Source organism: Paracidovorax avenae ATCC 19860, from assembly GCF_000176855.2.
GTDB lineage: Bacteria > Pseudomonadota > Gammaproteobacteria > Burkholderiales > Burkholderiaceae_C > Paracidovorax > Paracidovorax avenae.
On the sequence record NC_015138.1, the window covers coordinates 1,512,512 to 1,524,356 of the forward strand.

11 protein-coding genes are annotated in these 11,845 nt (G+C 69.9%); 7 read left to right on the top strand and 4 right to left on the bottom strand.

The genetic code is table 11. The features are described from left to right. The first annotated feature begins 52 nt into the window (after positions 1–52). The 3 genes from ACAV_RS06695 (at position 53) to ACAV_RS06705 (ending at position 5,537) form a co-directional block, all read left to right on the top strand. Positions 53–2,911 (top strand): DNA internalization-related competence protein ComEC/Rec2, encoded by a 2,859-nt coding sequence (locus tag ACAV_RS06695; protein WP_013593816.1) that lies wholly within the window; start codon positions 53–55, stop codon positions 2,909–2,911. Positions 2,912–3,004: 93 nt separating this feature from the next. Beyond that, entirely contained in the window at positions 3,005–4,561 is a 1,557-nt protein-coding gene (locus ACAV_RS06700) for a circularly permuted type 2 ATP-grasp protein (RefSeq protein WP_013593817.1), read from the top strand. Between the two features lies 1 nt (position 4,562). Continuing rightward, complete coding sequence (locus tag ACAV_RS06705) at positions 4,563–5,537, top strand: alpha-E domain-containing protein (RefSeq protein ID WP_013593818.1); 975 nt, start codon at positions 4,563–4,565, stop codon at positions 5,535–5,537. 65 nt (positions 5,538–5,602) lie between these two features. Here the strand turns inward: ACAV_RS06705 and ACAV_RS06710 are convergent, their stop codons facing one another. Beyond that, complete coding sequence (locus ACAV_RS06710) at positions 5,603–5,944, bottom strand: DUF4148 domain-containing protein (RefSeq protein ID WP_013593819.1); 342 nt, start codon at positions 5,942–5,944, stop codon at positions 5,603–5,605. A gap of 305 nt (positions 5,945–6,249) precedes the next feature. Between ACAV_RS06710 and ACAV_RS06715 the strand changes: the two genes are divergently transcribed. The 3 genes from ACAV_RS06715 to ACAV_RS06725 are packed head-to-tail and all read left to right on the top strand — an operon-like array spanning position 6,250 to position 8,888. Further along, on the top strand, positions 6,250–6,834 hold the full coding sequence (locus ACAV_RS06715) for an NUDIX hydrolase (RefSeq protein ID WP_013593820.1): 585 nt from the start codon (positions 6,250–6,252) through the stop codon (positions 6,832–6,834). A gap of 6 nt (positions 6,835–6,840) precedes the next feature. Further along, a complete protein-coding gene (locus tag ACAV_RS06720) occupies positions 6,841–7,983 on the top strand; it encodes an adenosylhomocysteinase (protein WP_013593821.1) in 1,143 nt (380 codons plus the stop codon). Further along, a complete protein-coding gene (locus ACAV_RS06725; protein WP_244875526.1) occupies positions 7,980–8,888 on the top strand; it encodes a hypothetical protein in 909 nt (302 codons plus the stop codon). Before ACAV_RS06720 ends, ACAV_RS06725 begins: the two co-directional genes overlap by 4 nt. Positions 8,889–8,947: 59 nt before the next feature. On the opposite strand, the gene ACAV_RS06730 is transcribed toward ACAV_RS06725, so the two are convergent. Next, positions 8,948–9,217: a VF530 family protein gene (locus ACAV_RS06730; RefSeq protein ID WP_013593823.1), complete on the bottom strand. Its 270-nt coding sequence runs from the start codon at positions 9,215–9,217 to the stop codon at positions 8,948–8,950. Between the two features lie 94 nt (positions 9,218–9,311). On the opposite strand from ACAV_RS06730, the gene ACAV_RS06735 reads away from it, so the two are divergent. Then, positions 9,312–10,019 carry a class I SAM-dependent methyltransferase gene (locus tag ACAV_RS06735; protein WP_013593824.1) on the top strand — a complete coding sequence of 236 codons (708 nt, stop codon included), beginning with the start codon at positions 9,312–9,314 and terminating at the stop codon, positions 10,017–10,019. A 109-nt stretch (positions 10,020–10,128) separates the two neighbouring features. On the opposite strand, the gene ACAV_RS06740 is transcribed toward ACAV_RS06735, so the two are convergent. Both ACAV_RS06740 and ACAV_RS06745 read right to left on the bottom strand, forming a co-directional pair. After that, a complete protein-coding gene (locus tag ACAV_RS06740; RefSeq protein WP_013593825.1) occupies positions 10,129–11,379 on the bottom strand; it encodes a beta-ketoacyl synthase N-terminal-like domain-containing protein in 1,251 nt (416 codons plus the stop codon). Position 11,380: 1 nt separating this feature from the next. Continuing rightward, the gene (locus ACAV_RS06745) at positions 11,381–11,806 is read right to left on the bottom strand and encodes a hypothetical protein (RefSeq protein ID WP_013593826.1); all 426 of its coding nucleotides are present in this window, start codon (positions 11,804–11,806) and stop codon (positions 11,381–11,383) included. Between the last annotated feature and the right edge of the window lie 39 nt (positions 11,807–11,845).

Genomic DNA, 11,845 nt, shown 5'->3' on the forward strand with positions numbered 1-11,845 from the left:
TGCCTTTTTCTCGCGGTCTGCGGCCTGTCGCCAGCCCTAGCATCAGGGCCCCATGAGCCGGCCCGCTTCCTCCGCCACGCCGCCCGTCCCTCCCTCTCTTTCCGCCCCGCCATCCAGCCCTCCCATCATCGAGGCCGGTGGCTGGCTCTGGCCTGCCCTGCTGCTGGGCAGCATTGCCGGTGCGTTGCTGCAGCTCATGCAGCCTGCGCTCTGGCCGGTGCGCGTGTATGCGGCATTGCTGCTGGCGGGCGTGGCCGCGTGGGTGCTGGCCCGGCGCCTGGGCCGGCGGCGGCGCCCGGTGGCCCGCGCATTGCCGGTTTCCGCTCCACGATGTCTGGCCTTCTGTGCCACGGCGCTGGCGGCGTTCGCGGTCTGCGGCCTGCGTGCGGGAGCCTGTCTGTCGGATGCGCTGGACCCGGCCCTGGAGGGGCGCGACCTGCGCATCGTCGCCGTGGTGGCGGCGATGCCGCAACCCACCGACGCGGGCGTGCGCCTGCGGCTGGAGGTGGAGTCGGCCTGGTTCACGGGGCAGGGTGGCGGCCGGCCGCGCTCCGGGGGACCTCGCCCGCAGCGCAGCGGACGGAAGGACCGTGCGGAGGCGGAGGGCGGTGCCGGCGTACGCCATGCGCCCGGCCGGCCCGTGCGGCTGCCTCCGCTGGTCGATGTGTCGTGGCCTTCCGGGGCGCCCTGGTTCGCGCGCCATGCGGACGGCTCCCGGACGAAGGCCCGGGCCGCAACTGCGGCCGCGGGCACGCCGGACGCGGCACCGGCCCCGCCTTCGTCCTCTCCGGCACCTGCCCCTGCGCCCGTGCCCGCCGTCCACGTGGGCGAGCGGTGGGAGATGACGGTGCGCCTCAACGCCCCGCACGGCCTGCGCAATCCGGGTGGCTTCGATGCCGAGCTTTGGCTGTGGGAGCAGGGCGTGCAGGCCACGGGCTCCGTGCAGGCGGGCGCCCGCGCCGAGCGGCCGGTCTTGCTGGAGGCCGCGCCCTGGTGGCGGCACCCGGTGGAGCAGGCGCGTCAGCGGGTGCGCGATGCCATCCTCGCCCGGCTGGCGCCGCCGCAGGTGAGCGGAGCGGACACCGATCCGCAGGACCTGGCCCGGCGGCGTGCCGCGGGCGTGGTGGCGGCCCTGGTGACGGGCGACCAGCGTGCGATCGACCGGGCCGACTGGGATGTGTTCCGCGCGACGGGCGTGGCGCACCTGGTGAGCATTTCCGGGCTCCATATCACCCTGTTCGCCTGGGTGGCCGCGGCGGTGGTGGGCCGGCTGTGGCGGCGCTCGGTGCTGCTGTGCCTGGCCGTGCCGGCGCCCTGGGCAGGGCTGGTGGGCGGAGTGCTGCTGGCGGCGGCGTATGCGCTGTTCAGCGGCTGGGCGGTGCCGGCGCAGCGCACGGTGTGCATGCTGGCGGTGGTGGGCGCGCTGCGGCTCTCGGGGCGGCGCTGGCCCTGGCCGCAGGTCTGGCTGCTGGCCTGCGCAGCGGTGGTGGCCGCCGATCCGTGGGCACTGCTGCAGGCGGGCTTCTGGCTCAGCTTCGTGGCGGTGGGCGTGCTGTTCGCGTCCGACGCGGCCACGCCGCCCGAGGTGATGCCGGCCTCCCGCGCAGCCGGTCGCCTGCGCGCACGCTTGCTGGCGCTGCTGCGCGAGCAGTGGGTGGTGACGCTGGCGCTGACGCCGCTCACGGTGCTGCTGTTCGGGCAGATATCGCTGGTGGGCTTCGTGGCGAACCTGGCGGCGATCCCGTGGATGACGCTGGTCGTCACGCCGCTGGCGCTGCTGGGCGTGCTGTGGGCGCCGCTGTGGTCTGCGGCGGCGGCCTGCCTGCGGCCGTTCGCGGAAGGGCTGCAGTGGCTGGCGGCCTGGCCCTGGGCCACGCTGTCGCTGCCGGCGGCGCCGCTGTGGGCAGGCGTGGCCGGCATGGCGGGCGGCGTGCTGCTGGTGATGCGCCTGCCCTGGGCGCTGCGCCTGATGGGCCTGCCGCTGTTGCTGCCCGTGCTGTGGTGGCACCCGGCGCGGCCCGCGGCGGGCCAGTTCGAACTGCTGGCTCCCGATGTGGGCCAGGGCAGCGCAGTGCTGGTGCGCACGGCCGGCCATGCGCTGCTCTACGACGCGGGGCCGCGCTACGGCCCGCAGAGCGATGCCGGCGACCGGGTGCTGGTGCCGCTGCTGCGCGCGGGCGGCGAGCGGCTGGACCGGGTGGTGCTCAGCCACCGCGATACCGACCACACGGGCGGTGCCGCAGCGGTGCTGGCCGCGCACCCGGGCGCGGACCTGTGGGGATCGCTGGAACCCGGCCATCCGCTGGAGGCGCAGGGTGCGCGCGCCATCACCCGCTGCGAGGCGGGCCGGCAGTGGACCTGGGACGGGGTGCGCTTCGAGGTGCTCCATCCATCGCCGGGCGCACTGGAAGGCGGCGGGGCGGGAACGGCCGTATCGGGCCCCTCGGCCGGCCGGGAGGACCGGACCAATGCGGTGAGCTGCGTGCTGCGCATTTCGGCGCCCGGCGCGTCGGCCCTGCTGGCCGGCGACATCGGCCGTGCGCAAGAGGCTGCCCTGGCCGCGCGCGGCGCACTGCTGCCGGCCGACGTGCTGCTGGTGCCCCACCACGGCAGCCGCACGTCCTCCAGCCCGGTGCTGCTGGACGCCGTGCGGCCGCGCACCGCCGTGGTGCAGGCGGGCCACGGCAACCGCTACGGACACCCGGCGCCGGATGTGCTGGGGCGCTACGCGGAGCGCGGGGCGCAACTGGTGGATTCGCCCGCCTGCGGCGCGTGGTCCTGGCAGTCCGCGCGGCCGCTGCGCTGGCGCTGCGAACGCGATGCCGCGCGGCGCTACTGGCACCATGCGCCGCCTTCCGCGGCTTCCGCGGCCTCGGCTGCAGCCGCCGCGGAGGCGGCGGATCCGTTCTGACCGCGGAATCCGGCCACGCCCCGCCTCCTGTGGGCGCCTCCAGCGGACGAGCAGGCTTGCAACTTGCTATGCTGGCTGCAGGAGGCACCACTGATGCAGAAGTTCGACGAGATGTACGAGATGCTGCCCTTCGATGGCAGCGATGTGCGCCCCCACTACCAGCGCTACGGCCAGTGGCTGTCGCGCCAGCCGGCCGAGGCGATGCAGGCGCGCCGCGCCGAGGCCGAGATGATCTTCCGCCGCGTGGGCATCACCTTCGCGGTCTATGGCGCCAAGGACGAGGACGGGGCCGGCACCGAGCGGCTCATCCCCTTCGACCTGATCCCCCGCATCATTCCCGCCCACGAGTGGGCGCGCATGCAGCAGGGACTCGTGCAGCGGGTGACGGCGCTCAACCGCTTCATCCACGACATCTACCATGGGCAGGACATCCTGCGCGCCGGCATCGTGCCGTCCGACCTGATCGTGGGCAATGCGCAGTTCCGCCCCGAGATGGTCGGCGTGGACGTGCCGCGCGACGTGTATGCCCACATCGCCGGCATCGACATAGTGCGCGCGCCGGACGGTCAGGGCAACGGCATCTACTACGTGCTGGAGGACAACCTGCGCGTGCCCTCGGGCGTGTCGTACATGCTGGAGAACCGCAAGATGATGATGCGGCTCTTCCCCGAGCTGTTCCGCAGCCACCGCGTGGCGCCCGTGGCCCACTACCCCGACCTGCTGCTCGACACGCTGCGCGCCAGCGCGCCGGCCGGCGCGGCCGAGCCCACGGTGGTGGTGCTCACCCCGGGCATGTACAACAGTGCGTACTTCGAGCATGCCTTCCTCGCGCAGCAGATGGGCGTGGAGCTGGTGGAGGGGCAGGACCTGGTCGTCAAGGACAACTTCGTCTACATGCGCACCACCCGCGGGCTGCAGCGCGTGGATGTGATCTACCGCCGCGTGGACGACGACTTCCTCGACCCACAGGTGTTCCGGCCGACCTCCACCCTGGGTTGCGCCGGCCTCATGGCCGCGTACCGCGCGGGCAACGTGGCGATCTGCAACGCCGTGGGCACGGGCATCGCGGACGACAAGTCCGTCTATCCGTACGTGCCGGAGATGATCCGCTTCTACCTGGGCGAAGAGCCCATCCTGGCGAACGTGCCCACCTGGATGTGCCGCAAGCAGGACGACCTGCAGTACGTGCTGGACCACCTGCACGAGCTGGTGGTGAAGGAAGTGCACGGTGCGGGCGGCTACGGCATGCTGATCGGCCCCGCCGCGACCAGGGCGGAGATCGAGGAGTTCCGCGGCGCGCTGCTGGCCAACCCGGCGGGCTACATCGCCCAGCCCACGCTGTCGCTCTCCAGTTGCCCCACCTACGTGGAATCGGGCATCGCCCCGCGCCACATCGACCTGCGGCCCTTCGTGCTCTCGGGCCAGAAGGTGCAGATGGTGGCTGGCGGCCTCACGCGCGTGGCGCTGAAGGAGGGCTCGCTGGTCGTCAATTCGTCGCAGGGCGGCGGCACCAAGGACACCTGGGTGCTGGGCGACGGCGAAGGCAACGGCGCACCCGCCACGGGACAGTCGCAGTCCATGGGCGCCATGACCCAGACCCTGGGTGCCCCGGGCGCCATGGCCATGTCGCAGTCGATGGGAGGGAAGTGAGATGCTGAGCCGTACTGCCGATCATCTGTTCTGGATGTCCCGCTACACCGAGCGGGCAGAAAACACCGCGCGGATGCTCAACGTGAGCTACGAGACCTCGCTGCTGCCGCAATCGGCCGACGTGGCGCAGGAGAGCTGGCTGGGGCTGCTGTCGATCAGCGAGCTGATCCCGGCCTACACCGCCCGCCATGGCGAGGTCACGCGCGAAGGAGTGCTGGAGTTCATGGTGCGCAACGGGAACAACCCGTCGTCCATCCTCTCGTGCCTGCGCGCGGCCCGCGAGAACGCGCGCGCGGTGCGCGGCGCGCTGACCACCGAGATCTGGGAGACGCAGAACCAGACCTGGCTGGAGCTGCACCGGCAGCTGCAAGGCCGGGATTTCGAGCGCGACCCGGGGGCGTTCTTCGAGTGGGTGAAGTACCGCTCGCACCTTTCGCGGGGCGTGACGCTGGGCACCATGCTGCAGGACGAGGCCTTCCATTTCCTGCGCCTGGGCACCTTCCTGGAGCGGTCCGACAACACGGCGCGGCTGCTGGACGTGAAGTTCCATGCCGTGCAGAGCGACTTCCACGGCTCGGCGATGCGCGAGCGCGGCCGGGCGTCGCCGCAGGAGTTCGACTTCTACCACTGGAGCGCGATCCTGCGCAGCGTGTCGGCGTTCGAGGTGTACCGCAAGGTGTACCGCGACGTGATCACGCCCGAGCGCGTGGCCGACCTGCTCATGCTACGGGCCGACATGCCGCGCTCGCTGCACGCCAGCCTGCGCGAGGTGGCGGACAACCTCGCCGTGGTCGCCAACGACCAGTCGGCGGAAACGCAGCGCAAGGCCGGGCGCCTGCTGGCGGACCTGCGCTACGGCCGCATCGACGAGATCCTGGCCACCGGACTGCATGCCTACCTCACGCAGTTCCTGGACCGCGTGAACGACCTGGGCGCGGGCATCAGCCGGGATTTCCTGGTGCCGGTGCCGGCCTGAAGCGGCCCGCCGGCCTGGCCTGCGCGCGACGCATCGTGCGATGCGGGGCGGCAGGCGGGGCCGGGTCAACGGGGCTGCGCCGCGTCTCCCGAGGCGAGCACGCGCTGCTGCACGCATTCGGGAACGCTGCGGTCGATGGGGCGGCCCTCGACGCCATAGCCCTGCAGCGCCATGGAATCCAGCTCGCCGGAGGCCCGGGCGCAGGCCAGTTCCGCGACCACTTCGGCACGCGTGCGGCCCTGCTGCCCGGCCGGTGCACCCGTGCCGGCCTGGCTGGTGGCACCTGCGCCCTCGGGCGTGGTGGCGGCGGGCTGCGCGATGGCGAACGTGGCGGCCAGCAGTGCGCCGGCGCAGAAGGCGGTGGTGCGCAGCAGCGTGCGCGCGGGAAGATGAAGGGTGTAGGCCATGGTTCGGGCTCCTGCGGAGAATGCGACGTGCTCTCCATGCCTTCACTGTGCGCGACCGCCTTCGCCCGGGCCAGGGGAACGCGACGGAACGCCGTTGCCGCGGCGTGAAGGGCCCGGATGGCGGAGCCGGAGGTGATGGCGCTGCATGCCTTCGGCCCCCACTGCAGGCACTGCCGCCGCGAAGGGGAATTTTCATAAATTTTGTTTACCGGCAATATGAATGGCGGCCGGCTGCGTTGGCGCTGCAGCCTGATAGATTGCGGGGCTGCTCAAATCGTTATTCTTGAAATGGAAATGGTCTGCCAATGAACGAGAGGCTGAAAAACGATGGTCGCCATGGCGTGTCTTCGGATCTGGGATATATCGTCGATGAATATCTTTGTGAATATCCGTCGGAATCCGGCGCGCTCATCCCGCTGACGGAGCAATTGGGCAGGGGCGGGGACATCACCCGGCGCAGCGCATCGCCCGGCCACGTGACCGCCAGTGGCATCGTCCTCTCGCGCGGCGCCGTGCTGCTCGTGTTCCACCCTTACCTGAAGCGGTGGCTGCAGCCCGGCGGCCATGTCGAATCCTCCGAGGCACCCCTCGACGCCGCCATCCGGGAAGTCCGGGAAGAAACGGGCATCGCCACCCTGGCCCACCCATGGCATTTCAAGGCGGGAATTCCGCTGGATATCGATATCCATGCCATTCCCGAAAATCCTGCCAAGGGAGAACCGTCGCACATGCATTTCGATTTCCGGTACCTGCTGGTGAGGGATGAATCGCAACCGATTCTCCGCAGCGCGGAAAATCACCAGTGTCAGTGGACGGACATTTCCGCGGTGTCCGTCGGAAGCCTGTCCCGTATCGGGCAGAAGATGTCCCGCCATGGCCTGTCCGCCTGAGCCGCCATGGATTCCAAGGCATTCTTCCAGGCGGTCCTGGACAGCAGCATCCCCCGCCGGGCGGGCAGGCTGGTCCTCGTGACCCACATCGTTCCCGGGAGCGAGAACTTCGTCCTCGGCATCCACGAGCGCCTGCCCCTGGCGGCGGTCATTCCCAAGCCCAGTTCGCTGCATGGGCCCACCTGCCGCGTGATCGAGGAGCACGTGCCGGTGATCCACTACACGCGGGACAGGATCCAGCAGAACGCTCTCGGCTTCATTGCGCACCTGCGCAGCCTGATCGGGGAAGAGCCCTTCGCGGCCATCGATACCGGGGGCTATTTCTCGAACATCCTGGCCGCCCTGAAAAAGGCGTTTCCGTCGCAGCTGGTCGGCATCGTCGAGGACACCGAGAACGGGCACCAGAAGTACGACGCTGCACTGCGCAGCATCCGGGCGGGCGGGGGCGCCATGTTCCCCTGTCCCGTCATGTCCGTGGCCAGGAGCAAGCTCAAGGAGCCGGAGGATTTCCTGGTGGGCCAGGCCATCACGTTCTCCGCCGAGGCCCTGCTGCGGGAGCTGGGGAACATCCTGACCGGCCGCAGGGCGCTGGTACTGGGCTACGGGAAGATCGGATCGAGCATTGCCCGGCACCTGCATGCCAAGGGCGTCCGCGTCGATGTGTACGACACGAACCCGATCCGCCAGGTGCTGGCGTTGGCGCACGGGTACCACACCGGGCCGAAGCACGAACTCTTGAGGTCGTCGGAACTCGTTTTCTGCGCGACCGGCAACCGGTCCATCGGGACGTCCGACCTGGGCGCCATCCGGCGCAATGCCTACATCTTCACGGCCACGTCGGCCGACGACGAGATCGAGAACCACCAGGACATGATCGCCAGCGCGAGCCCCGGCGGGCACCGGCACGTGCTGCAGGTGAATGCGCAGGGCAACCGGTTCTTCCTCTGCAACGAGGGCAAGTCGGCCAACTTCATGCACGGAGGCGTGGTCGGGCCCTTCATCGACCTCGTGCAGGCCGAACTGCTTTTCGCGCTCTCCAGGATCGGCGACGCCCCGCGGGACCGGGTGGTGGAGCTGGGCGACGATGCGAAGAGATTCATTTCCGAGCTGTGGATCACGCGCTTCTCGCGCCAGGGCGCGGTCCATTGAACACCTTGTCCGCGCAGGAGGTCATGGCGGTGGCATGGGCCTCCGCCCTGTGCAGGGCCAGCCTGAACCTGATAGACCGGCAGCAGATAGGACGCAAGGGCTTGTCGATCGTCTGGGTCAATTTCCTCAACAACGCACTGCCCGCGCTCCTGCTGCTGTGCGCCGCGGCGGTGTACTTCCGTTCGTGGGGGACGCCGCTCGGCTGGCTGCTGGACTGGAAGGCGGTCGTCTTCAGCGGGCTGGCCCAGCTCGTCGCGTATGCCTATTCCCATGCGTTCCGTGCACTGACCGTGAACCAGGTGACCGTGTCCGGCAAACTGTCCGACCTGTTCATTCCCCTGGGCATCCTGTGGCTCACCGGGGAGTGGAGCGCCGAGACCTATGCCTTCGCCGTGGCGACCACCGCCGCCTGCATGCCCCTGCTCTGGCGGCATGGCGCCGTGGAGAGGCGGCGCGGATTCATCGCGAGCGCGGCGATCGTCTGCGCGGCGCTGACGCTGCAGGCAACCGTGTCCCCGTGGCTTTTCCCGGCAGGGGAGGGGCCTCCGGCCCGATCCTCCGGCAACCTGCTGGCGTTCGCGGTGGCCGTGATGGCATGGCGTGCGCTGTGGTCTTCGCTGCCCCTGCTCTTCCTGCAGGGAGCGCAGGCCCCGGCGGTGCTCCGGCAGTCGATGGATGTGCTGTTCGGCGTGCGGGCCCTGCTCACGGTGGCTACCCAGGTGACTTTCATCTATGCCATCACCAGTGCCGCATCCGCCGTGGCGTGGCCCATCCTGAACACGACGGGGTTGATGGCCATGGCGCTCTCCTCCCTGCTGCTGCGGGAGAAGCCCAGCCGCCTGGAATTCCTGGTCATCCTCGCCATCACGCTGCTGGCGGTGGTCCGGTATCTCACATTGCCCTGAAGCCTGCGGCATGCCGCCCCGGTGCGCGGCATGTGCGCTTGCCGGCAGGCGGCCAGGGTTCAGCGGTCTTTCGCGGTGGGATGGCCGCGCTTGCGGTCCCGCAGCATGAAGAGGTAGAGGCTTTCCACCTTCTCGCGCGCCCAGGGCGTCTTGCGCAGGAATTTCAAGCTGGATGACACGCTCGGCTCGCTCTGGAAGCAGCGCACGGGAACGCGCTCCGCCAGGCCCTTCCAGCCGTATTCCTGCTGCAGGGCCACCACGATGGCCTCCAGCGTGAGGCCGTGCAGCGGGTTGCGGGGCTGGGCAGGCGGTGTCGCGGGGGTGTTCATTCCGCCAAGCATAGTGATTTCGCGGCCGGTGGCGGAACTTCCGTGGCCCGCATCCTAAAATCCGTCGCACTCCGTTTGAAGGAATCTCGATCCCATGGCAGCAAGTCCGGCTTTCGTCGAAGAAACGCGGTTCGGCAACTGGTTCCTGAAGTCGGCCACGTGGCGGGTGCATGTACTGCGCCGTGCACTGGACGACCTGCAGCGGCTGATGCCCGCGCCGGCCCCGCGGGTGCGCAAGGTGATGGACGTGGGCTGCGGCTTCGGCCATTCCTTCGACGAGATCGCCGCGCGCTTCGCGCCGGATGTGATCGTTGGCATGGATGCGGACCCGGGCCTCGACGAACGTGCGCAGGCAGCGGCGTCGCAATGCGCGTGCGAGGTGCGCTTGCTGGCCGGCAACGCGGCGCGCATGGCGGCGGTGCCCGATGGCGAATTCGACCTGCTGCTGTGCCACCAGACCTTCCACCATATCGTGGAGCAGGAGGCCGCGATGGCGGAGTTCTTCCGCGTGCTCAGGCCCGGCGGCATGCTGCTGTTCGCGGAATCGACGCGGCGCTACATCCATTCGCTGCCGATACGCCTGCTGTTCCGCCATCCGATGGACGTGCAGCGGACGGCCGGCGAATACATTGCCATGGTGCGTGCCGCGGGATTCGACGTGCCGGATGCACGCATTTCGATGCCCTACCTTTGGTGGAGCCGACCCGACCTGGGCTTCCTGGAATGGATCGGTCGGCCCGTGCCGCGCGAGCGCGAGGAAACGCTGGTCAACCTCGTCGCCACCAAGCCCCGCGCTGGCTGATCACTGCGGCGGGCACGCCTTGACCGGCGGTTGGGAGCCGCGCAGGGACTGCCACCGCGGCTGCGGGTGAAGGCCGCCGCGCAGCCTGGTCGCTCAATCGCTCAATCGCTCAATCGCCGCGGTAGCGTCGCAGGATGAGGCTCGCGTTGGTTCCGCCGAAGCCGAAGCTGTTGGACATGATGGTGTCCACCGTGCGGTCCGCGCGCTGCATGAGCAGCGGGAAGCCTTCCGTGTCGGGATCGGGGTTGTCGATGTGGGCGTTGCCGGCCAGGAAGCCGCCCTGCATCATCAGCAGGCAGTAGATGGCCTCCTGCGCCGCGGCGGCGGCGATGGAGTGGCCCGTCAGTCCCTTGGTGGAGGAGAGCGGCGGCACATCCGCGCCGAACACGTCGCGCAGGGCGAGGAGTTCGGCGATGTCTCCCAGGCGTGTCGATGTGCCGTGAGTGTTCACGTAATCGATGGGGATGCGGCCCGCCTCGTCCCATGCGAGCCGCAGGGCGCGGGCGCAACCCGCCTTGTCGGGCGTGACCATGTCCAGGCCGTCCGAGCAGGCGCCGTAGCCCACCAGTTCGGCATGGATGCGCGCGCCCCGGCGGCGGGCATGCTCCAGCTCTTCCAGCACGAGGATGCCGGCGCCTCCGGCGATGACGAAGCCGTCCCGGTCCTGGTCGTAGGGCCGCGATGCCGTCGCATCGTTGCGCGCCGCTGCGAGCGCGCCCATGGCATCGAAGAGGGCCGTGCTGGTCCAGCGGACTTCCTCCGCACCGCCTGCGATCACGCGGTCCTGCTTGCCCCACTGGATCAGTTCGGCCGCATGGCCGATGCAGTGGGCCGAACTGGCGCAGGCCGAGGTCAGCGTGTAGCTGGTGCCCTGGATGCCGAACGCGGTGGAGAGGTTGGCCGAGGCGGTGCTGCCCATGACGCGCGGCGTGGCGTAGGGTGGAATCCTGGAGGCACCTTTGGTGCGCATCACATCCATGGCTGCGGCATGCTCCGCCAGCGAGCCCACGCCGGAGCCCACGATCAGGCCCGTGCGGGGGTGCGCCACGTCCTGCGCGCCGAGCGCGGCGTCCTGGATCGCCTGGCGTGCAGCGTGATAGGCATACCGGGCGGCGTCGCCCATGAAGCGGCCCAGCTTGCGGTCGATCGGCGGCGCGGCAGAGAGATCGGGGATGCCCGCCACCTGGCTCCTGAAGCCCAGCTCGGCGTATTCCGGCACGTGCCGCACGCCGGAGTGCCCGCCATGCAGCGCCCGGGCGACGGTCGGCAGGTCGTTGCCCAGGCAGGAGACGATGCCCATGCCGGTCACGGCGACGCGGCGCAGGGCGCGCGGGAGCGCTGCGGTGTGCGGGGGCTGCACGTCAGAGCGGGGCGGTTCTGAGCAGTTCCTGGTCGATGGCGACGCGCAGGTCCTGGGCCCAGCGGTTGTAGTTGGGATGGATCACGGCCTCGCCGTTCACCTGGCTGTATTTCATGTTGGCGCTGTCCCGGTAGAGCAGCGAGTAGGACCTGCTGTCGTAGGGGATGTCCACCACCACGGTGTGCTTGCCGCGCACGTTCAGTGTCGCGACGAGCTTGCCGGCCTCCGGTGCGGCGACGGTCCAGCCCTTGGCCTGGGCGGCCATGGTGATGGCCTGCCGGACCTGCGCGTCGGTACGCCCCTGCGACGGCGACGCCGGAATGGCGATGTGGGCCAGGTTGATGACCGGCACGGGCGTGCGGGCCTCTGCAGGAAAAGAGGCCAGCGCCGCCACGGCGATGGAAGCTGCGATCGCGAAGTGTTTCATAGGAAGTGCAGGAGTGGAAAAAGCGTGGGAAGAACGGAG

Excerpts from the sequence above, each read along its gene's own strand:
- ACAV_RS06735 (WP_013593824.1), top strand. The coding sequence starts at position 9,312 with ATGGCAGCAAGTCCGGCTTTCGTCGAAGAAACGCGGTTCGGCAACTGG.
- ACAV_RS06695 (WP_013593816.1), top strand. The coding sequence starts at position 53 with ATGAGCCGGCCCGCTTCCTCCGCCACGCCGCCCGTCCCTCCCTCTCTT.
- ACAV_RS06715 (WP_013593820.1), top strand. The coding sequence starts at position 6,250 with ATGAACGAGAGGCTGAAAAACGATGGTCGCCATGGCGTGTCTTCGGAT.
- ACAV_RS06745 (WP_013593826.1), bottom strand. The coding sequence starts at position 11,806 with ATGAAACACTTCGCGATCGCAGCTTCCATCGCCGTGGCGGCGCTGGCC.
- ACAV_RS06720 (WP_013593821.1), top strand. The coding sequence starts at position 6,841 with ATGGATTCCAAGGCATTCTTCCAGGCGGTCCTGGACAGCAGCATCCCC.
- ACAV_RS06700 (WP_013593817.1), top strand. The coding sequence starts at position 3,005 with ATGCAGAAGTTCGACGAGATGTACGAGATGCTGCCCTTCGATGGCAGC.
- ACAV_RS06730 (WP_013593823.1), bottom strand. The coding sequence starts at position 9,217 with ATGAACACCCCCGCGACACCGCCTGCCCAGCCCCGCAACCCGCTGCAC.
- ACAV_RS06705 (WP_013593818.1), top strand. The coding sequence starts at position 4,563 with ATGCTGAGCCGTACTGCCGATCATCTGTTCTGGATGTCCCGCTACACC.
- ACAV_RS06710 (WP_013593819.1), bottom strand. The coding sequence starts at position 5,944 with ATGGCCTACACCCTTCATCTTCCCGCGCGCACGCTGCTGCGCACCACC.